Source organism: Klebsiella sp. RCJ4, assembly GCF_009025755.1.
GTDB lineage: Bacteria > Pseudomonadota > Gammaproteobacteria > Enterobacterales > Enterobacteriaceae > Klebsiella > Klebsiella michiganensis.
In genome coordinates this window covers 1-20,644 of sequence record NZ_WCIN01000010.1, presented here as the reverse complement: position 1 = coordinate 20,644, position 20,644 = coordinate 1, and the positions used below count along the sequence as shown (strand labels likewise).

Genomic DNA, 20,644 nt, shown 5'->3' with positions numbered 1-20,644 from the left:
TCCCATATACAATAAAAACCTTTTATTGACATTCATAATAAATATTTAACATCAGTATGAACGGCAAGCAGCGAGATTTTTAGCGTACTGATATTTTCAATGTTGACTATTCTGTTGGTAAAGTAACCGGCCAAAGTTAACGGAAAGAAAACCCCTGGTAACCCAAGGGTTAAAGACAGGCCGATAATACCCTGCCGTGACTTTTATTTTTGTAACATGCACGGCCCGTCTTTTTTTCACATTTTTTGATAAAAATTAAATCATTTTTGGCTGAATTACCACAAGGTGACGCTCCCCTTCCAGCTGAGGCACATGCAGTTCGACAACCTCCTTAATGACGACCCCTTCCGGCAGATTTGCCATTTCATCTTCCTGCGCTAAGCCCTTGAGCGCATAAAAGTGACCGTTCTCTGCAGGTAAATGATGGCACCAGCTCACCATGTCATTCAGCGACGCAAATGCGCGGCTAATCACGCCGTCAAACGGCGGCTCTGCCGGGAACTCTTCCACACGGCTTTGTACCGGGGTGACGTTATCCAGTTTGAGTTCATGCTGGACTTGCCGAAGGAAACGTACTCGCTTGCCCAGACTGTCCAGCAGGGTGAAGTGGGATTCAGGACGCACGATAGCCAGCGGGATCCCCGGCAGCCCAGGCCCCGTACCGACATCGATAAAACGCGTTCCTTTTAGGTATGGCGCAACAACAATGCTGTCGAGGATGTGGCGTACCAGCATCTCGTCAGGATCGCGAACCGAGGTCAGGTTATAGGCCTTATTCCACTTATCCAGCATGCCAACGTAGGCGACAAGCTGGTTTTTCTGGTGATCGGTAAGTGAAATACCTGCTTCATCAAGCAGACGAGAAAGTTTGTTGAGCACGATCGTTACCTGTTTAAAAACAATGAGCCCGGAGGCGATACGCTTACCGGGCTGAGAAATTGACCTGACGGATATCTGATGCGCTATTCGCCCATGTATCGTTCAGTGGAATATCAGGCGCTACGGCGCAGCATTCCCTGCTTTTTTAACCACACCAGCAAAATCGAGATTGCCGCAGGTGTAATGCCGGAAATACGCGATGCCTGCCCTATCGAAGACGGCTTATGGTCGTTCAACTTGGCAATGACCTCGTTCGACAGCCCATTCACCTGCCGATAATCAAGCGTAGCAGGCAGCAACGTGTTCTCGTTGCGCTGTTGTTTCTCGATTTCATCCTGCTGGCGCGCGATGTAGCCTTCGTATTTTACCTGAATTTCGACCTGTTCAGCCGCTTGCTTGTCCTCAAGACCCGGCGAGAACGGCGTCATCTGCACCAGCTGTTCGTAGGTCATTTCCGGACGACGGAGCAAATCTTCACCGTTAGCTTCACGGGACAAAGGCGCCGTCAGTCGAGCATTCACTTCCGCAGCGCTTTCCGCCAGCGGATTAACCCAGCTGGTTTTCAGGCGCTGACGTTCACGTTCAATGCTCTCAAGCTTCTCGTTGAAACGCGCCCAGCGTTCGTCATCCACCAGACCCAGTTCACGACCTTGCTCGGTCAGGCGCAGATCGGCGTTGTCTTCACGCAGCATCAGGCGGTATTCCGCACGAGAGGTAAACATGCGGTACGGTTCTTTGGTACCGAGAGTACACAGATCGTCCACCAGGACGCCAAGGTAGGCCTGAGAGCGGCCAGGCGCCCACCCCTCTTTCTCGGCGGAGAAACGAGCGGCGTTCAGGCCTGCCAGCAGGCCCTGAGCGGCGGCTTCTTCATAACCGGTGGTGCCGTTAATCTGGCCGGCAAAGAACAGGCCATGGATAAATTTGCTTTCCAGCGTTGGTTTCAGGTCGCGCGGGTCAAAGAAATCGTACTCAATAGCGTAGCCAGGGCGAACGATTTTTGCATTTTCCATCCCCTGCATTGAGCGGACGATTTGCATCTGGACATCGAACGGCAGGCTGGTGGAGATGCCATTTGGATAAATTTCGTTGGACGTCAGGCCTTCCGGCTCGAGGAAAATTTGATGCTGGTTACGATCGGCAAAGCGCATGACCTTGTCTTCGATCGAAGGACAGTAGCGGGGACCGATCCCTTCAATCACGCCGGCATACATCGGGCTGCGATCGAGGTTATTACGGATCACGTCATGCGTTTTCTCGTTGGTATGCGTGACGTAGCACGGCACCTGACGCGGATGCTGCGAAGCATCTCCCATAAACGAGAAGACCGGCATCGGATTATCGCCGTGCTGCTGTGCCAGAACGCTGAAATCAATCGTCCTCGCGTCGATACGCGGCGGGGTACCGGTTTTCAGGCGGCTGACGCGCAGCGGTAGTTCACGCAAGCGGCGGGACAGCGGGATCGACGGAGGATCGCCTGCACGACCGCCGCTGTAGTTATCCAGACCGATATGGATCTTACCGTCGAGAAAGGTTCCGACGGTCAGTACCACCGCTTTGGCGCGGAATTTAAGCCCCATCTGGGTGACGGCGCCAATAACACGATCGTTTTCGACAATCAGATCTTCCACCGCCTGCTGGAAGATCATTAAATTAGGCTGGTTTTCCAGCGCGGTACGTACGGCCTGCCGGTACAGCACACGGTCTGCCTGAGCGCGAGTCGCCCGAACGGCAGGGCCTTTGCTGGCGTTTAGTATCCTAAACTGGATGCCGGCGTGGTCAATTGCCTTCGCCATCAGGCCGCCAAGCGCATCCACTTCTTTTACCAGGTGTCCTTTCCCAATGCCGCCAATCGCCGGGTTGCAGCTCATCTGCCCCAGCGTGTCGATATTGTGTGTCAAAAGCAGAGTCTGTTGACCCATTCGCGCTGCGGCCATCGCGGCCTCAGTGCCTGCATGACCCCCGCCAATGATGATGACGTCAAAAGGATCCTGATAAAACATGGTGGTATGCCTCGCATAAAGCGGTTTGAAAATAGAGTGAAGCCCGGGCCGTGGATTCTACTCAACTTTAGCCTTTCGAGAAAGCGCCGGGATCCTGAGTATTAAAAAGAAGATCTTTTATTTAGAGATCTGTTTTATTGTGATCTCTTATTAGGATCGGCTTGTCTTGTGGATAAGTCAGATCCGCGATTTAAGATCAAACGCTTAAGAAGGATCGCTTTCTGTGAATGATCGGTGATCCTGGTCCGTATAAGCTGGGATCAAAATGAAGGGTTATACACAGCACAAAAATCAGTCAAGGGTTATACTTTGGATAACTACCGGTTGATCCAAGCTTTTAAGCATAGTTATCCACAGAAGAAAGTATGATCTTTACAATTCTCAGAGCAAGTTTTTCCAGGATCCCAGCCAAATCTCGGCCGGATCTTCCGGAATTTCATGTTCGAGAACGTTAATTTTTAGCGTTTCACCGATCTGTTTTGCCCCGCAGGCGTTGAGCGCCGTCTCGAGCTTATCAATTGCTCCGCAGAAGGTATCGTATTCACGGCTACCGATGCCGACTGCGCCAAAACGGACCGCAGAGAGGTCGACCTGCTTCTCCTGAAGCGCTTCATAGAAAGGCAGAAGATTATCGGGAATGTCCCCGGCGCCATGCGTCGAAGAGATAACCAGCCAGATCCCTTCCGCCTGCAGATCGTCGATCAGCGGGCCGTGCTGAATAGTCGTGCTGTGCCCAGCCTCTTCCAGCTTTTCCGCCAGATGTTCTGATACATATTCTGCGCTACCCAGCGTACTACCGCTGATAAGAGTTATCTCTGCCATGATCGCCCGCTCCACTATTCAGAGTGGCGTATTGTACGCTGTGAGCGAGCTGGGATCTACCTGTGGAAAAATGTGGGATTAAAAAGCTCGATCACGGGCGGATGGTACGCATAATCGGGTTTTGCAGGACGATCAGCGTTTCAGTGGACTGAATTTCATCAATTGTTTGGATCTTGTTGATAAGTACATGCTGGAGCGCATCAATCGATCGGCACATCACCTTTATAAAGATGCTGTAGTGTCCGGTGGTGTAATAGGCTTCAGTAACCTCATCCAGGCTGTTTAGCCTGGCCAGCGCGGAGGGGTAGTCTTTCGCGCTCTTCAGAATGATGCCGATAAAACATCCCACATCGTAACCCAGCTGCTTGGGGCTGACGTCGATGCGTGCGCCGGTAATAATTCCGGCCTGCTTCATTTTCTCTACCCGCACGTGAATGGTCCCCGGGCTGACGCCAAACTGTTTTGCCAGTTCAGCATAGGCGGTGCGCGCGTTGGCCATTAAGGCCTCAAGAATGCCGCGGTCCAGATTGTCGATCTGATAATTTTCCATAGGTTTTTCTTATGAAGTTTGACGAATATTTCTATTTTAGCCTCAAATTTTAATGAATCAAAATCGATGCAGGCTTTTTGTTGTTGGATTATTGAATTGCAGCGCTGTTTTGTTGCTTAATCAATGGCAACAGGACGCAGGAGTTATAAAAAATGAAAACCGCATACATCGCAAAACAACGCCAGATTAGTTTCGTTAAGTCACATTTTTCCCGCCAGCTTGAAGAGAAGCTCGGCCTGATCGAAGTCCAGGCGCCGATCTTAAGCCGCGTGGGCGATGGGACCCAGGATAACCTCTCTGGTTGCGAAAAAGCGGTTCAGGTTAAAGTGAAAACACTGCCAGACGCCCAGTTCGAAGTGGTTCATTCACTGGCGAAGTGGAAGCGTCAAACCTTGGGACAACACGACTTCAACGCGGGCGAAGGGCTGTACACGCACATGAAGGCCCTTCGCCCCGATGAAGACCGATTAACTCCCATCCATTCCGTTTACGTTGACCAGTGGGACTGGGAGCGCGTAATGGGTGATGGAGAGCGCCACTGCGGCACGCTGAAAGCAACCGTTGAAGCGATCTATGCCGGGATCAAAGCGACCGAAGACGCCGTCAGTAAAGAATTTGGCCTCACGCCTTTCTTGCCGGAGACGATCCAGTTTGTTCACAGCCAGGAGCTTTTAAGCCGCTATCCGGATCTTGATGCCAAGGGCCGCGAGCGGGCGATCGCGAAAGAGCTGGGCGCGGTATTCCTGATCGGTATCGGCGGCAAGCTTTCCGATGGCCAGCGTCACGACGTTCGCGCGCCGGATTACGATGACTGGAGCACGCCTGCCGCTGAAGGCTATGCCGGTCTGAACGGTGATATTCTGGTGTGGAACCCGGTGCTTGAAGATGCATTCGAGCTCTCTTCAATGGGGATCCGCGTGGATGCCGACGCGCTGAAGCGTCAGCTCGCGATGACCGGCGACGAAGATCGCCTGCAGCTGGAATGGCACCAGGCGCTGCTGCGCGGAGAGATGCCGCAGACGATTGGCGGCGGCATTGGCCAGTCTCGCCTGACGATGCTGCTGCTGCAGCTTGAGCATATCGGCCAGGTGCAGTGCGGCGTGTGGCCAACCCAGGTTCGTCAAAGCGTTGCTGCGCTTCTTTAATCAGTGATTAACGCCGCCAGCGTCTCAGCAGGCGGCTACGCAACCCGGTATCAAAGCGCCAGATATGATCGAATACGCGCATAATGCCGGGCTTGCCGTGTACCGACATCGCCACCGCATGAAAACGATGTTGATGTTTATGCTGTAGCTCTCCCACCTTATTGATCACCTCATCCGGCAAGCGCTGGGCGATAAAATCAGAAATCACCACCGCATCCGCATCGACCCACTGCGGATTCTGCATACGCTCAATCACCGCCCGGAAGCAGCTGGCCAGATCGGTGCCGCCGCGAAAGCGCTGGCTCAAGAAACGAATCGCCTGTTCCAGCCCCTGCGGGCCGGTGAGTTCGTAGTGCACCACTTCGCTGGAAAACAGCATAATGAAGCAGCGGCGGTTATCCGCCAGAGCGACCCGCATCAGCGCCAGACAAAACGCCTTGGCGCACTGTTCATTGAAACCGCCCATTGAGCCGGAAGTATCGACGCAGACGATAAACGGCCCGCGCGGCTGTTCATCAACGTCCTGGCGCGTTACCGGCCGTTCGGTGATCTTTTCCTTCCACGCATCGCCGTGTAGTCGATAGGTCAGCAGCTGCTTTTCAACCAGCTTGCGGTAGAACTCAAACTCCAGCTCGGTGATGCCGAGGGTAGCCAGCTCAGGCGGCAGCAGACGTAGAATATCGTCGCTCTGCTGAAGACCGTCGACCTGCTCCGGTACGGTAGCCGGTTCGCGCACCAGGCTGCGGAAGGTCTCCATCGGCGCATCTTTTTTCGGCACCGCTTTCGCTTCACGCGAGCGCCCCAGCTGTTCGGCGAGCTGCATGAGTTCAGGTTGTTGGCTTAAAAAGTCCCCGTAGCGAACGATCAGCTGGTAATCGCCTCGCTTCAGCTCTCCGGCGCTCATGTCCCACAGGTGTCCCGCCGCATTATCATTTTCCACCAGCACGGGCTCGAGCTGGCCGCTGAGGGTCATGCGCTCCTGAACTTCGCTCAGCAGCTGATCGCGCTCTTCATCCAGCAGCTGCTGATTAAGAGAGGTTGCCTGCACCACCAGGCTCAGACGCCAGCGCTGAAGGAATAACGTGTGCAGCGCCGGCGTAAAGGTGCTGTTGTTGTCCACCAGCTGCTGCGCCTGGCTGGCAAAAGGGGAGTGCAGCTTATGCAGCTGGCTCAGAATTTGCGGCAGCTGGACGATAAACTGCGAGGTGGAAAGCCGCTGTGATTGCTGATAGCACTGAACTTCCGCATCCAGCTCGGGCGGGACGTTGGTCTCTTTTAGTCGCGATCTGACCGCTTCCCGCCAGCGAGGAATGTCGGCGGCGATAATATTTTTGAGCCGCGGAAATTTTTCAAAGAATACCGCGAGTTGAGGCGCTGCCAGCAGGGCCAGCAGCATCTCATCGATCATGCCCTCTTCGCCGACTGCCAGCATGACATTCAGCATGTCCAGCGTCATGACTGGCGGGCCTGTTTAATCTGCGTTCCCACGTCCTGCAGGCTGGCTTCAATGCGCCCCAGCCACTCGCCGGGAATAAACAGACATTTCTGCTGTTCGCTGAAGCGGTTATGTTGCTGATGCCATTCGTCGTCCAGCGCCTCCAGCTGTTGCCTGATTTCTGCCGGCATATTTTCCCGTGATTCGCTACCGGGCAGGGAGAGTCGCGACCCCTGCAGGCTCACATCGCGCACGACCAGATGCTGGCTGGTATCGACATCCATATTCAGCTGCTGGGCAAAACCAATGCCGTTGAGCTTGCCGCGGATCTCACCCCCTTTCTCCAGCCAGTGAGCAAGCTCTTCACGAACAAACGTAATATGAATCACTTCCAGGTCGTGCAGTTTTAGCGGCTGCTGGAGAAGCAGCGTTAGCGTGGGGTCCTGCACTTCAGCAGGCAGTTCATAATGAGGTTTACGGCTGAACATCCCGCCGAGACGGGTGACTTTTAGCGCGGTCTTATCGCTTTGCTGCTGTTGAAGCTGAATGCGCCGTTGAATAATCGACCCGAGGCGGGTGAGCATCGCCTGCTGCTGCCAGGCGTGGCTGGTCATTAAGGTCTCAATCTGCACGGACATCAGATTCATCGTCTCAATATTGTGCCACAGGCAATCCTTCAGCAGGATCAGGTCTATTGGCGCAATGGTGTCGCGGCCGCTGAAAAAGGCGCTGGCCTGCAGCAGACGAATGGCTTTTTTCCAGCGACGATCTGAGACGTAAGGCGCGTTTGGCAACGTATCCAGCTGCTGGCGCAGCTGGAAAATCAGTTCAAATACGCTGTCCGGTAGCTTCACGCTGCCGATATCCTGCTGCCATTGCAGAAATTCCTCGTCGCTGACCTGCAAACTCGCCGGGACAGGATTACTGTTCTCGTCCTGCTGGCTTATCAGCATTGAGCGGAAGTTCGTTTTATCCTGTACCTTATCCAGCCATAGGCGAATAAGCATACGATCGTATAAGGCTTCCAGACTGTTGTCTGCCTCCGGGAGCTCGTTCGACGCCGCCACCAGCAGGCGCATGGGGATCTTCTCTTCGGTCGCCCCGTTGCGGAAATGGCGTTCGTTTATCGCCGTCAGCAGCGTATTGAGAATCGCCGGGCCCGCTTTCCAGATCTCATCGAGAAAAACAATTTCAGCTTCCGGAAGATAGCCGGCGGTCAAACGTTCGTAGCGCCCTTCATCTTTCAGCGCCTGAATGGAGAGTGGGCCAAAGACCTCTTCCGGCGTGGAGAAACGAGTCATCAGGTATTCAAATGCGCGAGCCTGCTGGAAGGCGAACTTGAGGCGACGGGCAATCAGGCTTTTGGCGATCCCCGGCGGGCCCAGCAGAAAAACGCTCTCGCCGCTGAGGGCGGCAAGCAGGCAAAGGCGTATTGCGTGGCTGCGTTCGAAGAGTCCTTTTTCCAGCGCGGCGCTGAGCCGGGAAATTCTTTCTGCCAGTAAATGTGATTGAGCCATAATAGAGTTGCGTGCTTTTTAGAATGTCGTTGTTAGGTCGAGTATAGATGTTTGATTAGGGGTGGTAATAGCCTGAAGAATCGATTTATTTTCTTTGAGTCAGGTTAAGATGATGTCAGTTAGGGGTACGATTCAGCAAATAATCGTGCATACTGTGCGCTTTTTGTGGGCCAAGGGACTAGGCACACATTTGTTTTATAAACGAAAAGACTAGTCTATGAGCACTGATAATAAGCAATCGCTGCCGGCAATAACGCTGGCGGCAATCGGCGTGGTATACGGCGATATCGGCACCAGTCCACTGTATACACTTCGTGAATGTCTGTCAGGTCAGTTTGGCTTTGGCGTTGAGCGTGATGCTGTTTTTGGCTTCCTGTCGCTCATTTTTTGGCTATTAATTCTTACCGTTTCACTCAAATACATCACCTTCGTGATGCGGGCAGATAACGCCGGTGAAGGCGGGATCCTGACGTTAATGTCGCTGGCGGGGCGAAACACCTCCGCGCGCGCCACGTCCATCCTGGTGATCCTTGGGCTTATCGGCGGCAGCTTCTTTTATGGCGAGGTGGTCATTACCCCTGCCATCTCGGTGATGTCGGCGATAGAAGGTCTGGAAATTATCGCTCCGGACCTGGATACCTGGGTTGTGCCCATATCCATCATTGTCCTGACGCTGCTATTTGCCATTCAAAAGCACGGTACCAGCATGGTGGGTAAGCTGTTCGCGCCGATTATGCTGATCTGGTTCCTGCTGCTGGCGGTACTGGGCGCGCGCAGTATTTTCGCTAACCCTGAAGTGCTGCAGGCGTTGAACCCTTACTGGGCGGTTCATTTCTTCCTCGAATATAAAACCGTCTCGTTTGTGGCGCTGGGGGCGGTGGTGCTGTCGATTACCGGCGTGGAAGCGCTGTATGCCGACATGGGGCATTTCGGCAAATTGCCGATTCGCCTGGCCTGGTTTTCGGTCGTGCTGCCTTCGCTGGTACTGAACTACTTTGGTCAGGGGGCGCTGCTGCTTAAACATCCGGAAGCGATTAAAAACCCGTTCTTTCTGCTGGCGCCGGAGTGGGCGCTGATCCCAATGCTGATCATTGCCGCCCTGGCGACGGTTATCGCTTCCCAGGCGGTTATCTCCGGCGTCTTCTCTCTGACTCGCCAGGCCGTGCGTCTGGGGTACCTGTCGCCGATGCGTATTATTCACACCTCGGAAATAGAGTCCGGGCAGATTTACATCCCGTTTATCAACTGGCTGCTCTATATCTCGGTGGTCATCGTTATTGTTAATTTTGAGCACTCCTCGAATCTGGCGGCGGCATACGGTATTGCGGTGACGGGAACGATGGTGCTGACCACCATTCTGTTCACGACGGTGGCGCGGCAAAACTGGCACTGGAATAAGTTTATTGTGGCGCTGCTGCTGGTTGCCTTTATGTGCATTGATATCCCGCTCTTCTCCGCGAACCTCGATAAAATCGTCTCCGGCGGCTGGCTGCCTCTGACCCTCGGTCTGGTGATGTTTACCATCATGACCACCTGGAAAAGCGAGCGTTTCCGCCTTCTGCGTCGGATGCATGAGCACGGTAATTCTCTGGAGGCGATGATCTCTTCTCTTGAAAAATCGCCGCCGGTTCGCGTGCCGGGTACCGCTGTTTATATGTCCCGTGCGCTGAACGTGATTCCTTTCGCGCTGTTGCACAACCTGAAGCATAACAAGGTGCTGCACGAGCGGGTTATTTTGCTCACGCTGCGTACCGAAGACGCGCCGTACGTACATAACGTTCGTCGCGTGCAGATTGAACAGATATCGCCGTCGTTCTGGCGCGTCGTTGCCAGCTACGGCTGGCGCGAAACGCCGAACGTCGAAGAGGTTTTCCACCGCTGCGGGCTGGAAGGCCTGAGCTGCCGGATGATGGAGACCTCCTTCTTTATGTCGCATGAGTCGTTGATCATCGGCAAGCGGCCGTGGTATCTGCGCCTGCGCGGCAAGCTGTATCTGCTGCTGCAGCGCAACGCCCTGCGGGCGCCGGACCAGTTCGAAATCCCGCCTAACCGGGTTATTGAGCTCGGCACCCAGGTTGAGATCTGATTCGCTAAGGCCCTTCTTGATGAAGGGCTTTTTTGTTTTATCTGCTCGCTTCAGACTTATCTCGCTGCTGCGTTGCGAAACGTTTCGATGATGATCACAATTCTCACATCTGGTGATGGTTTTCTGTTCTCTTATTGCTAATACTTATACCAGCGAAACGTTTCGCTAATGGAGCAAAAGAGAAAATGAAAAAAGGTACCGTCCTCAATGCTGATATCTCGTCGGTCATCTCCCGTCTGGGGCATACCGATACGCTGGTTGTTTGCGACGCTGGTTTACCGGTTCCCCGCAGCAGCACGCGTATTGATATGGCGTTAACCCACGGGGTTCCCTCCTTTATGCAGGTTCTGGAGGTGGTGACGAGCGAAATGCAGGTTGAAGCGGCTATCCTGGCGGAAGAGATTAAAACCCTTAATCCGCAGCTCCATGCGACGTTGCTCACTCACCTTGAGCAGCTGCAGCAGCACCAGGGAAACACCATTGAAATTCGTTACACCAGTCATGAGCAGTTTAAAAAAGAAACCGCAGACAGTCAGGCGGTGATTCGCAGCGGGGAGTGTTCCCCGTATGCGAACGTTATTCTCTGTGCCGGCGTGACGTTCTGAGGTCGCCGATATGGAAGCCTTATTGCAACTAAAAGGGATCGATAAAGCGTTCCCTGGCGTCAAGGCGCTCTCCGGCGCCTCGCTAAATGTCTATCCAGGCCGCGTGATGGCGCTGGTCGGGGAGAACGGTGCCGGCAAGTCCACCATGATGAAGGTGCTGACCGGTATCTACTCCCGCGATGCCGGTTCGCTGCTGTGGTTGGGGAAAGATACCACCTTCAACGGACCTAAATCTTCTCAGGAAGCCGGAATCGGCATCATTCACCAGGAACTCAACCTGATCCCCCAGCTGACGATCGCCGAGAATATTTTCCTCGGTCGTGAGTTTGTGAATCGCTTTGGCAAAATTGACTGGAAAACGATGTATGCCGAAGCTGACAAGCTATTGGCAAAGCTGAACTTACGCTTCAACAGCCAAAAGCTGGTGGGCGATTTGTCGATCGGCGATCAGCAGATGGTCGAGATCGCTAAGGTGCTGAGCTTTGAGTCGAAGGTCATCATTATGGATGAACCCACCGACGCGCTAACCGACACCGAGACCGAATCCCTGTTCCGCGTGATCCGCGAACTGAAATCGCAGGGGCGCGGTATTGTCTATATCTCTCACCGTATGAAAGAGATCTTCGAGATTTGCGATGACGTCACGGTCTTCCGCGATGGGCAGTTTATCGCCGAGCGCGAAGTGGCCAGCCTGGATGAAGATCTGCTGATTGAGATGATGGTTGGCCGCAAGCTGGAGGATCAGTATCCGCATCTGGACAAAGCCCCGGGCGCGGTTCGCCTTAAGGTCGACAACCTGTGCGGCTCAGGGGTGGAGAACATCTCCTTTATTCTGCGCCAGGGCGAAATCCTCGGCGTTGCCGGGCTGATGGGCGCCGGACGAACCGAACTGATGAAGGTGCTCTACGGTGCGCTGCCGCGCAGCAGCGGGTCGGTTACCCTGGATGGGCATGAGGTCATTACGCGTTCTCCGCAAGATGGCCTGGCCAACGGCATTGTTTATATCTCCGAAGACCGCAAGCGCGATGGTTTAGTGCTCGGTATGTCGGTTAAAGAGAATATGTCGCTCACCGCGCTGCGTTACTTCAGTCGCGGCGGCGGTAGCCTGAAGCATAAAGATGAACAGCAGGCGGTAGGCGATTTTATCCGCCTGTTTAATGTGAAAACGCCGTCGATGGAGCAGGCTATTGGGCTGCTATCGGGCGGTAACCAGCAGAAGGTGGCGATTGCCCGCGGCTTGATGACCCGTCCGAAGGTGCTGATCCTTGATGAACCGACCCGCGGCGTCGACGTCGGGGCGAAGAAAGAGATCTACCAGCTGATTAACCAGTTTAAAGCCGAAGGCCTGAGCATCATTCTGGTCTCTTCGGAGATGCCGGAAGTGCTGGGCATGAGCGATCGCATCATGGTGATGCATGAAGGGCACCTCGGCGGTGAATTCACACGCGAGCAGGCCACCCAGGAAGTATTGATGGCTGCCGCTGTGGGCAAGCTTAACCGTGTGAATCAGGAGTAAAAAAGATGAATAACCCGGCTGTTTCTGGTCGTCGCTACTTCACAAAAGCGTGGCTGATGGAGCAAAAATCGCTGATTGCCCTGCTGGTGCTGATTGCGATTGTCTCGACCATGAGCCCCAACTTTTTTACCGTGAATAACCTGTTCAATATTCTGCAGCAGACTTCAGTTAACGCCATTATGGCGGTTGGGATGACGCTGGTTATCCTGACTTCGGGCATCGACCTGTCCGTCGGCTCCCTGCTGGCGCTGACCGGCGCGGTGGCGGCTTCCATTGTCGGGATTGAGGTCAACGCGCTGGTGGCGGTGGCCGCTGCGCTGGCGTTAGGTGCGGCAATTGGCGCCGTGACCGGCGTGATCGTGGCGAAAGGGCGCGTACAGGCATTTATCGCCACGCTGGTCATGATGCTGCTGCTGCGCGGCGTGACGATGGTGTATACCAACGGCAGCCCGGTAAACACCGGCTTTACCGACAACGCCGATCTGTTTGGCTGGTTCGGGATTGGCCGTCCGCTGGGGATCCCAACGCCGGTGTGGATTATGGCGATCGTCTTCCTGGCCGCCTGGTACATGCTGCACCATACCCGCCTGGGTCGTTATATCTACGCGCTCGGCGGCAACGAAGCGGCAACGCGTCTTTCCGGCATCAGCGTGAATAAAGTTAAAATCATCGTCTATTCTTTGTGCGGCATGCTGGCCTCGCTGGCCGGCATTATTGAGGTCGCGCGTCTCTCTTCCGCGCAGCCGACGGCGGGCACCGGATATGAACTGGATGCGATTGCGGCGGTGGTGCTCGGCGGTACCAGCCTTGCGGGCGGTAAAGGCCGTATTGTCGGGACGCTGATTGGCGCATTGATCCTTGGCTTTCTGAACAACGGACTGAATTTATTAGGCGTTTCATCCTATTACCAGATGATCGTGAAAGCGGTGGTTATTTTGCTGGCGGTACTGGTAGATAACAAGAAGCAGTAACTGATAACTCTACAGGACATCTTAACTATGAATATGAAAAAACTGGCGACCCTGGTCTCTGCTGTAGCGTTAAGTGCGACCGTAAGCGCAAACGCGATGGCCAAAGACACTATCGCTCTGGTTATCTCAACCCTTAACAACCCGTTCTTTGTCTCGCTGAAGGATGGCGCGCAAAAAGAAGCGGACAAACTGGGCTATAACCTGGTGGTTCTGGACTCTCAGAATAACCCGGCCAAAGAGCTGGCTAACGTGCAGGATTTAACCGTTCGTGGTACCAAACTGCTGCTGATCAACCCAACGGATTCCGATGCGGTGGGTAACGCCGTGAAGCTGGCTAACCAGGCTAAAATTCCGGTTATCACCCTCGACCGTCAGGCGTCAAAAGGCGACGTGGTGAGCCATATCGCGTCTGATAACGTGCTGGGCGGTAAGATGGCCGGTGACTATATCGCGAAGAAAGTCGGTGAAAGCGCGAAGATCATTGAACTACAGGGCATTGCCGGGACGTCCGCGGCGCGCGAGCGTGGCGAAGGTTTCCAGCAGGCCGTTGCTGCGCATAAGTTTAACGTTCTGGCCAGCCAGCCGGCAGATTTTGACCGTACCAAGGGCCTCAACGTCATGCAGAACCTGCTGACGGCGCATCCTGATGTGCAGGCCGTATTCGCCCAAAACGATGAAATGGCGCTGGGCGCGCTGCGTGCCCTACAAACGGCAGGCAAATCTGATGTGATGGTTGTTGGATTTGACGGCACTCCGGATGGCGAAAAAGCGGTAAATAGTGGCAAACTGGCAGCGACCATCGCCCAGTTACCGGAGCAGATCGGCGTGAAAGGCGTTGAGACAGCCGATAAAGTGCTGAAGGGCGAAAAAGTGGAAACCAGCTATCCGGTTGAGTTGAAACTGGTCATTAAGCAATAATGTGCGATTCGGATCGGTGACGGTCCGAGGGACAACATAATAAAGAAAAGCAGGGCATGCGCCACCGGATTCCGGTGGCGCGCTTTCCGGGAATATTGATTATGAAAACCGCAGGCAAACTTGTCGTCCTTGGCAGTATCAACGCCGATCACATCCTGAATCTTGACGCCTTCCCAACGCCGGGTGAAACCGTTACCGGTCATCACTATCAGGTCGCTTTTGGCGGTAAGGGCGCAAACCAGGCGGTTGCTGCCGGACGCAGCGGAGCCAATATCGCCTTTATCGCCTGTACCGGCGATGACGATATTGGCGAACGCGTTCGTCGTCAGTTGGAAAGCGATAATATCGACGTCGCGCCGATCAGAGCCGTAGCCGGAGAATCAACCGGCGTGGCGCTGATTTTTGTTAACGCTGAAGGTGAGAATACTATCGGTATTCATGCTGGCGCTAACGCCGCGCTCAGCGTGGCGCAGGTTTATGCGGAAAAAGAGCGTATTGCCGGCGCGCAGGCGCTGCTGATGCAGCTGGAATCGCCGCTGGAAAGCGTACTGGCCGCGGCGAAAATCGCTCACCAGAATCAAACCTCAGTTATCCTCAATCCGGCGCCGGCACGTGAACTGCCCGATGAACTGCTCACGCTGGTGGATATCATTACCCCTAACGAGACCGAAGCGGAAAAGCTCACCGGCGTTCGCGTAGAAAGCGACGATGATGCGGCAAAAGCCGCCAAAGTGCTCCATGATAAAGGTATTGGTACGGTGATCATTACGCTTGGCAGCCGTGGCGTATGGGCCAGCAGCGAAGGTGAAGGTCGTCGGGTTCCCGGTTTTAAAGTGCAGGCGGTTGATACCATCGCCGCTGGCGATACCTTTAATGGTGCGCTGGTCACCGCGCTGCTTGAAGGTAGCGAACTGGCGCAGGCGATTCGTTTTGCCCATGCCGCCGCCGCTATCGCCGTCACCCGCAAAGGGGCTCAGCCCTCCGTGCCCTGGCGAAAAGAAATAGACGAATTTTTACGTCAACAGGGGTAACGATTGGCTACCATGAAGGATGTAGCCCGCATTGCGGGCGTTTCCACTTCGACGGTTTCTCATGTCATCAACAAAGATCGTTTCGTTAGCGAAGCTATTACCGCTAAAGTCGACGCCGCGATTAAGAGCCTGAACTACGCGCCGTCCGCGCTGGCGCGCAGCCTCAAATTAAATCAAACCCGCACCATAGGTATGCTCATTACCGCCAGTACCAATCCGTTTTACTCGGAGCTGGTGCGCGGCGTGGAGCGCAGCTGCTTTGAACGGGGTTATAGCCTTGTGCTGTGTAATACCGAAGGCGATGAACAGCGGATGAACCGTAATCTGGAGACGCTGATGCAAAAGCGCGTCGATGGTTTACTGCTGCTGTGTACTGAAACGCATCAACCTTCGCCGGAGATTATGCAGCGCTACCCTTCTGTACCGACGGTGATGATGGACTGGGCGCCGTTCGACGGCGATAGCGATCTGATTCAGGATAACTCTCTGTTGGGCGGCGATATGGCGACGCAGTATCTGATCGACCAGGGCTATACGCGGATTGCCTGTATTGCGGGTCCGCTGGATAAAACTCCTGCCCGACTGCGCCTGGAGGGATATCAGGAAGCGATGGCCCGAGCCGGACTCACGGTACCTGAAGGATATGTGATTAGCAGCGATTTTGAGTTTGGCGGCGGTTTCAGCGCCATGCAGAAGCTGCTGATGCTGCCAGCGCTGCCGCAGGCGGTGTTTATCGGTAACGATGCGATGGCGGTAGGCGCCTATCAGGCCCTTTATCAGAGCGGTCTGCGTATCCCACAGGATATGGCGCTGGTAGGCTATGACGACATTGAACTGGCGCGCTATATGACGCCGCCGTTAACCACAATTCATCAACCGAAAGATGAACTGGGCGAGCTGGCCATCGATGTGCTGATTCACCGTATGGCCGACCCGGGACAAAAACAGCAGCGCGTACAGTTAACCCCCGAGCTGGTGGTTCGCGGCTCAGCCTAACGCTTGTGCCGCTCCTTAATCAGGTTGCGGCCATCTTTTGCTCTTAATAAGGTAAATACCAGCGCCGATACCACGGTGATAACCCCCATGGTAATAAAGGTGTAGTGAAACTGCTCGATGGTATTTGCGCTATCGAATCCTTCATAAAACCGCAGCACCGCCGCGCTAACGGCGACCCCGAGACTGATCGATAGCTGCTGCGTCACGGCCAACATGCTGTTGCCGCTGCTGGCGTTTTCATCGGTTAAATCGGCGAGCGTGATGGTGTTCATGGAGGTGAACTGGGTGGACATTGCCATTCCCAGAATGAAGAGCGGCAGCAGCAGCATCCAGATCGACATATCCGGCGATTGCAGCGAAAACTGAGCGATCATCAGGCCAATAAATATCGTGACCCCAACCAGCGTTTTACGGTAACCAAACCAGCGAAGAATCTGGGTGACGGTTGATTTCGCAATAATCGAACCGATAGCCGTAGGCGCTATCATGCAGCCGGCGACGATCGCCGGATAACCGAAGCCAACCTGTAACATCAGCGGCATCAGGAACGGAACGCAACCGGTACCCAGGCGCGTGGCCAGGTTTCCCGCAATCCCGACAGAGAAAGTATGCGTCTTAAATAAAGAAAGCGAAATGAGCGGCGTGGGATGGCGGTGAGCGTGACGAATATAGGCCCACAGTAAAACGATGCTCAGGGCGATAACCGCCAGAGCCATCCATGTGGCGACAATTTTCTCGCCAAACAGCTCGATTCCGCTGGAAAACAGAACCAGGCTCAGGCCAAACAGGATAAAACCGAGCGTGTCGAAGCGGCGCCGTGGCGTGGTGAAATCCGGCATATACTTGCGGGCATACACGATCCCGATAATACCGATGGGAATATTAATCAGGAAAATCCAGTGCCAGCTGGCCCAGGTCACCAGTACGCCGCCGAGCACGGGACCGAGGATAGGGCCGACCAGTCCAGGCATCGTGACGAAGTTGAGCACCGGCAGCAGTTCGCTGCGCGGATAGGCGCGCAGTAGCGCCAGCCTGGCTACCGGCATCATCATGGCCCCGCCGATGCCCTGAATGACGCGGAAGATAACCAGTTCCATCAGGGAGTTGGAAAGCGCGCAGGCCAGGGAACCGAGGGTAAACAGGCTGACGGCGATGATAAACACTTTTCGCGTGCCGAAGCGGTCGGCCAGCCAACCGCTGACCGGGATAAGCATGGCCACCGTCAGCGTATAGCTGATAATGGCCGACTGCATCGCTAGCGGTGAACGGTTGAGGCTATGAGCGATAGCGGGAAGGGCTGTATTCAGAATGGTGGCGTCGAGCGCCTGCATAAAAAAAGCCATCGCTGCGATCCATGGCAGCCCGGCCATACTGCGGGCTTTCTTTTTGGTCATTCGATACCCTTGCTATTTGTCGGAATGGTTGGGAGCGCTCAACAACGCCTGGCAGGCGCTCAGCGCCCGCAAGCCGTCGCTATCCAGAATGGCATCAACGATTGCCTGGTGCAGATCCAGTTTCACCACTTCATTCTGCGTAATCGACGTGAAGTAGGTGTGATAGACAGAATGAAATAAAGAAGCGAAAGAGATCAGGAAAGGGTTGCCGCTCATTTCATATATATGTTCATGCCAGGCCATATCGACTTCAATCCAGCGTTCGCGCTGAAAGTTCCTCTTCAGCTCAACCATCTCCTCCATCAAAGCGTTGAGCTGGGCTTTTTGCTCCGGCGTCCCTGAGGTTGACGCCAGAAAACAGGCTTGAGGTTCCAGACTGCCGCGCATCACGAGGAAATGGCTGACAACATCGGAGAAGTTATCTTCTGTTAACCACCAGGCCAGGAGTTCTTTATCGAGAAAGTTCCAGCTGCTGCGTGGCATCACCCGCGTTCCGATGCGCGGTCGTGGTAAAAGCATGCCTTTTGCCGCTAGCGTCTTCACTGCTTCACGCACGGCGGTGCGGCTCACGCCAAACTGCTCGCCCAGTTCCATCTCGCCTGGAAGGATACTTTCTGGCTGATATTCACCGGTCAAAATTTTTTGAGCCAGCTTCTCCGCTAATACCCAGGAGATATTCTTTTGTGCCGCCAACTGCTGTGCGCTTAAAGACATACGTGCCGTTCCTTTCTCTTTTTTACCTTACCAGTATGCCATCTGGCGGCTTACTTCGTTGGTTAAAACGGCAAAACGCCGGTTTTTTGCTACATTACGCGCCGTAATGATGAAAAAAGAGGCGGTTAAAAAGTTTTTTGCATTTAGCCCTTGTCACTTCGGAATAACTCCCTATAATGCGCCTCCACTGACACGGAACAACGGCTTACAGCCCGCCGGGTCAGCGGGATTCAGCGATGAATACCGGCAGAGAAAAGCGAAATTAAACGCTTGACTCTGAATGAGGAAAGCGTAATATACGCCACCTCGCAACGGTGAGCGAAAGCCGCGTTGCACTGCTCTTTAACAATTTATCAGACAATCTGTGTGGGCACTCAAAGTGACATGGATTCTTAACGTCGCAAGACGAAAAATGAATACCAAGTCTCTGAGTGAACACGTAATTCATTACGAAGTTTAATTCACGAGCATCAAACTTAAATTGAAGAGTTTGATCATGGCTCAGATTGAACGCTGGCGGCAGGCCTAACACATGCAAGTCGAACGGTAGCACAGAGAGCTTGCTCTCGGGTGACGAGTGGCGGACGGGTGAGTAATGTCTGGGAAACTGCCTGATGGAGGGGGATAACTACTGGAAACGGTAGCTAATACCGCATAACGTCGCAAGACCAAAGAGGGGGACCTTCGGGCCTCTTGCCATCAGATGTGCCCAGATGGGATTAGCTAGTAGGTGGGGTAACGGCTCACCTAGGCGACGATCCCTAGCTGGTCTGAGAGGATGACCAGCCACACTGGAACTGAGACACGGTCCAGACTCCTACGGGAGGCAGCAGTGGGGAATATTGCACAATGGGCGCAAGCCTGATGCAGCCATGCCGCGTGTATGAAGAAGGCCTTCGGGTTGTAAAGTACTTTCAGCGGGGAGGAAGGCGATAAGGTTAATAACCTTGTCGATTGACGTTACCCGCAGAAGAAGCACCGGCTAACTCCGTGCCAGCAGCCGCGGTAATACGGAGGGTGCAAGCGTTAATCGGAATTACTGGGCGTAAAGCGCACGCAGGCGGTCTGTCAAGTCGGATGTGAAATCCCCGGGCTCAACCTGGGAACTGCATTCGAAACTGGCAGGCTGGAGTCTTGTAGAGGGGGGTAGAATTCCAGGTGTAGCGGTGAAATGCGTAGAGATCTGGAGGAATACCGGTGGCGAAGGCGGCCCCCTGGACAAAGACTGACGCTCAGGTGCGAAAGCGTGGGGAGCAAACAGGATTAGATACCCTGGTAGTCCACGCTGTAAACGATGTCGACTTGGAGGTTGTTCCCTTGAGGAGTGGCTTCCGGAGCTAACGCGTTAAGTCGACCGCCTGGGGAGTACGGCCGCAAGGTTAAAACTCAAATGAATTGACGGGGGCCCGCACAAGCGGTGGAGCATGTGGTTTAATTCGATGCAACGCGAAGAACCTTACCTACTCTTGACATCCAGAGAACTTAGCAGAGATGCTTTGGTGCCTTCGGGAACTCTGAGACAGGTGCTGCATGGCTGTCGTCAGCTCGTGTTGTGAAATGTTGGGTTAAGTCCCGCAACGAGCGCAACCCTTATCCTTTGTTGCCAGCGATTCGGTCGGGAACTCAAAGGAGACTGCCAGTGATAAACTGGAGGAAGGTGGGGATGACGTCAAGTCATCATGGCCCTTACGAGTAGGGCTACACACGTGCTACAATGGCATATACAAAGAGAAGCGACCTCGCGAGAGCAAGCGGACCTCATAAAGTATGTCGTAGTCCGGATTGGAGTCTGCAACTCGACTCCATGAAGTCGGAATCGCTAGTAATCGTGGATCAGAATGCCACGGTGAATACGTTCCCGGGCCTTGTACACACCGCCCGTCACACCATGGGAGTGGGTTGCAAAAGAAGTAGGTAGCTTAACCTTCGGGAGGGCGCTTACCACTTTGTGATTCATGACTGGGGTGAAGTCGTAACAAGGTAACCGTAGGGGAACCTGCGGTTGGATCACCTCCTTACCTTAAAGAACCTGCCTTTGTAGTGCTCACACAGATTGTCTGAT

Annotated in this window: 16 protein-coding genes and 1 rRNA gene; 9 read left to right on the top strand and 8 right to left on the bottom strand. The window is 54.2% G+C overall.

What is annotated here, in order from left to right; genetic code table 11:
* Window positions 1-255 precede the first annotated feature (255 nt).
* From rsmG to asnC, 4 genes are all read right to left on the bottom strand, one after another.
* On the bottom strand, window positions 256-879 hold the full coding sequence (rsmG, locus tag F8562_RS02940; RefSeq protein ID WP_004855770.1) for a 16S rRNA (guanine(527)-N(7))-methyltransferase RsmG: 624 nt from the start codon (window positions 877-879) through the stop codon (window positions 256-258).
* 113 nt (window positions 880-992) lie between these two features.
* Window positions 993-2,882, bottom strand: coding sequence for a tRNA uridine-5-carboxymethylaminomethyl(34) synthesis enzyme MnmG (gene mnmG / locus F8562_RS02935; RefSeq protein WP_014839867.1), 1,890 nt, complete (start codon window positions 2,880-2,882; stop codon window positions 993-995).
* A 381-nt stretch (window positions 2,883-3,263) separates the two neighbouring features.
* Window positions 3,264-3,704, bottom strand: coding sequence for an FMN-binding protein MioC (gene mioC, locus F8562_RS02930; protein ID WP_009653317.1), 441 nt, complete (start codon window positions 3,702-3,704; stop codon window positions 3,264-3,266).
* Window positions 3,705-3,795: 91 nt separating this feature from the next.
* Window positions 3,796-4,254, bottom strand: a complete 459-nt coding sequence (asnC, locus tag F8562_RS02925; protein ID WP_004107306.1) for a transcriptional regulator AsnC — start codon at window positions 4,252-4,254, stop codon at window positions 3,796-3,798.
* A gap of 152 nt (window positions 4,255-4,406) precedes the next feature.
* On the opposite strand from asnC, the gene asnA reads away from it, so the two are divergent.
* The gene (gene asnA, locus F8562_RS02920; RefSeq protein ID WP_014227352.1) at window positions 4,407-5,399 is read left to right on the top strand and encodes an aspartate--ammonia ligase; all 993 of its coding nucleotides are present in this window, start codon (window positions 4,407-4,409) and stop codon (window positions 5,397-5,399) included.
* Window positions 5,400-5,406: 7 nt separating this feature from the next.
* Here the strand turns inward: asnA and viaA are convergent, their stop codons facing one another.
* Together viaA and ravA are read right to left on the bottom strand one after the other, a co-directional pair.
* Window positions 5,407-6,855: an ATPase RavA stimulator ViaA gene (gene viaA / locus F8562_RS02915; RefSeq protein ID WP_014839869.1), complete on the bottom strand. Its 1,449-nt coding sequence runs from the start codon at window positions 6,853-6,855 to the stop codon at window positions 5,407-5,409.
* Window positions 6,852-8,351 (bottom strand): ATPase RavA, encoded by a 1,500-nt coding sequence (gene ravA, locus F8562_RS02910; protein WP_014227354.1) that lies wholly within the window; start codon window positions 8,349-8,351, stop codon window positions 6,852-6,854. The genes viaA and ravA overlap by 4 nt, the downstream gene beginning before the upstream one ends.
* A gap of 217 nt (window positions 8,352-8,568) precedes the next feature.
* Between ravA and kup the strand changes: the two genes are divergently transcribed.
* The 7 genes from kup (at window position 8,569) to rbsR (ending at window position 16,474) form a co-directional block, all read left to right on the top strand.
* On the top strand, window positions 8,569-10,437 hold the full coding sequence (kup, locus tag F8562_RS02905; RefSeq protein WP_151891884.1) for a low affinity potassium transporter Kup: 1,869 nt from the start codon (window positions 8,569-8,571) through the stop codon (window positions 10,435-10,437).
* A 185-nt stretch (window positions 10,438-10,622) separates the two neighbouring features.
* On the top strand, window positions 10,623-11,042 hold the full coding sequence (gene rbsD, locus F8562_RS02900; RefSeq protein WP_014227356.1) for a D-ribose pyranase: 420 nt from the start codon (window positions 10,623-10,625) through the stop codon (window positions 11,040-11,042).
* Between the two features lie 10 nt (window positions 11,043-11,052).
* Window positions 11,053-12,558 carry a ribose ABC transporter ATP-binding protein RbsA gene (rbsA, locus tag F8562_RS02895; RefSeq protein ID WP_014227357.1) on the top strand — a complete coding sequence of 502 codons (1,506 nt, stop codon included), beginning with the start codon at window positions 11,053-11,055 and terminating at the stop codon, window positions 12,556-12,558.
* 5 nt (window positions 12,559-12,563) lie between these two features.
* Window positions 12,564-13,529, top strand: a complete 966-nt coding sequence (gene rbsC / locus F8562_RS02890) for a ribose ABC transporter permease (RefSeq protein ID WP_004855792.1) — start codon at window positions 12,564-12,566, stop codon at window positions 13,527-13,529.
* A 27-nt stretch (window positions 13,530-13,556) separates the two neighbouring features.
* Window positions 13,557-14,447, top strand: a complete 891-nt coding sequence (gene rbsB / locus F8562_RS02885; RefSeq protein ID WP_004855794.1) for a ribose ABC transporter substrate-binding protein RbsB — start codon at window positions 13,557-13,559, stop codon at window positions 14,445-14,447.
* A gap of 98 nt (window positions 14,448-14,545) precedes the next feature.
* Complete coding sequence (gene rbsK, locus F8562_RS02880) at window positions 14,546-15,478, top strand: ribokinase (protein ID WP_162140822.1); 933 nt, start codon at window positions 14,546-14,548, stop codon at window positions 15,476-15,478.
* Between the two features lie 3 nt (window positions 15,479-15,481).
* Complete coding sequence (gene rbsR, locus F8562_RS02875; protein WP_014227359.1) at window positions 15,482-16,474, top strand: ribose operon transcriptional repressor RbsR; 993 nt, start codon at window positions 15,482-15,484, stop codon at window positions 16,472-16,474.
* Here rbsR and mdtD read toward each other — a convergent pair.
* Window positions 16,471-17,868, bottom strand: coding sequence for a multidrug transporter subunit MdtD (gene mdtD, locus F8562_RS02870; protein WP_014839872.1), 1,398 nt, complete (start codon window positions 17,866-17,868; stop codon window positions 16,471-16,473). The genes rbsR and mdtD overlap by 4 nt on opposite strands.
* 12 nt (window positions 17,869-17,880) lie before the next feature.
* Window positions 17,881-18,582, bottom strand: a complete 702-nt coding sequence (locus F8562_RS02865; RefSeq protein WP_004855803.1) for a FadR/GntR family transcriptional regulator — start codon at window positions 18,580-18,582, stop codon at window positions 17,881-17,883.
* A gap of 478 nt (window positions 18,583-19,060) precedes the next feature.
* Between F8562_RS02865 and F8562_RS02860 the strand changes: the two genes are divergently transcribed.
* Window positions 19,061-20,600: ribosomal RNA gene (locus F8562_RS02860) — 16S ribosomal RNA — on the top strand.
* Window positions 20,601-20,644 lie beyond the last annotated feature (44 nt).

Bases quoted from the DNA above. Each gene is read 5' to 3' on its own strand.
- rbsC (WP_004855792.1), top strand. From the start codon at position 12,564: ATGAATAACCCGGCTGTTTCTGGTCGTCGCTACTTCACAAAAGCGTGG.
- rbsD (WP_014227356.1), top strand. From the start codon at position 10,623: ATGAAAAAAGGTACCGTCCTCAATGCTGATATCTCGTCGGTCATCTCC.
- mnmG (WP_014839867.1), bottom strand. From the start codon at position 2,882: ATGTTTTATCAGGATCCTTTTGACGTCATCATCATTGGCGGGGGTCAT.
- mioC (WP_009653317.1), bottom strand. From the start codon at position 3,704: ATGGCAGAGATAACTCTTATCAGCGGTAGTACGCTGGGTAGCGCAGAA.
- kup (WP_151891884.1), top strand. From the start codon at position 8,569: ATGAGCACTGATAATAAGCAATCGCTGCCGGCAATAACGCTGGCGGCA.
- ravA (WP_014227354.1), bottom strand. From the start codon at position 8,351: ATGGCTCAATCACATTTACTGGCAGAAAGAATTTCCCGGCTCAGCGCC.
- F8562_RS02865 (WP_004855803.1), bottom strand. From the start codon at position 18,582: ATGTCTTTAAGCGCACAGCAGTTGGCGGCACAAAAGAATATCTCCTGG.
- asnC (WP_004107306.1), bottom strand. From the start codon at position 4,254: ATGGAAAATTATCAGATCGACAATCTGGACCGCGGCATTCTTGAGGCC.
- rbsA (WP_014227357.1), top strand. From the start codon at position 11,053: ATGGAAGCCTTATTGCAACTAAAAGGGATCGATAAAGCGTTCCCTGGC.
- rbsB (WP_004855794.1), top strand. From the start codon at position 13,557: ATGAATATGAAAAAACTGGCGACCCTGGTCTCTGCTGTAGCGTTAAGT.
- viaA (WP_014839869.1), bottom strand. From the start codon at position 6,855: ATGACGCTGGACATGCTGAATGTCATGCTGGCAGTCGGCGAAGAGGGC.
- asnA (WP_014227352.1), top strand. From the start codon at position 4,407: ATGAAAACCGCATACATCGCAAAACAACGCCAGATTAGTTTCGTTAAG.
- mdtD (WP_014839872.1), bottom strand. From the start codon at position 17,868: ATGACCAAAAAGAAAGCCCGCAGTATGGCCGGGCTGCCATGGATCGCA.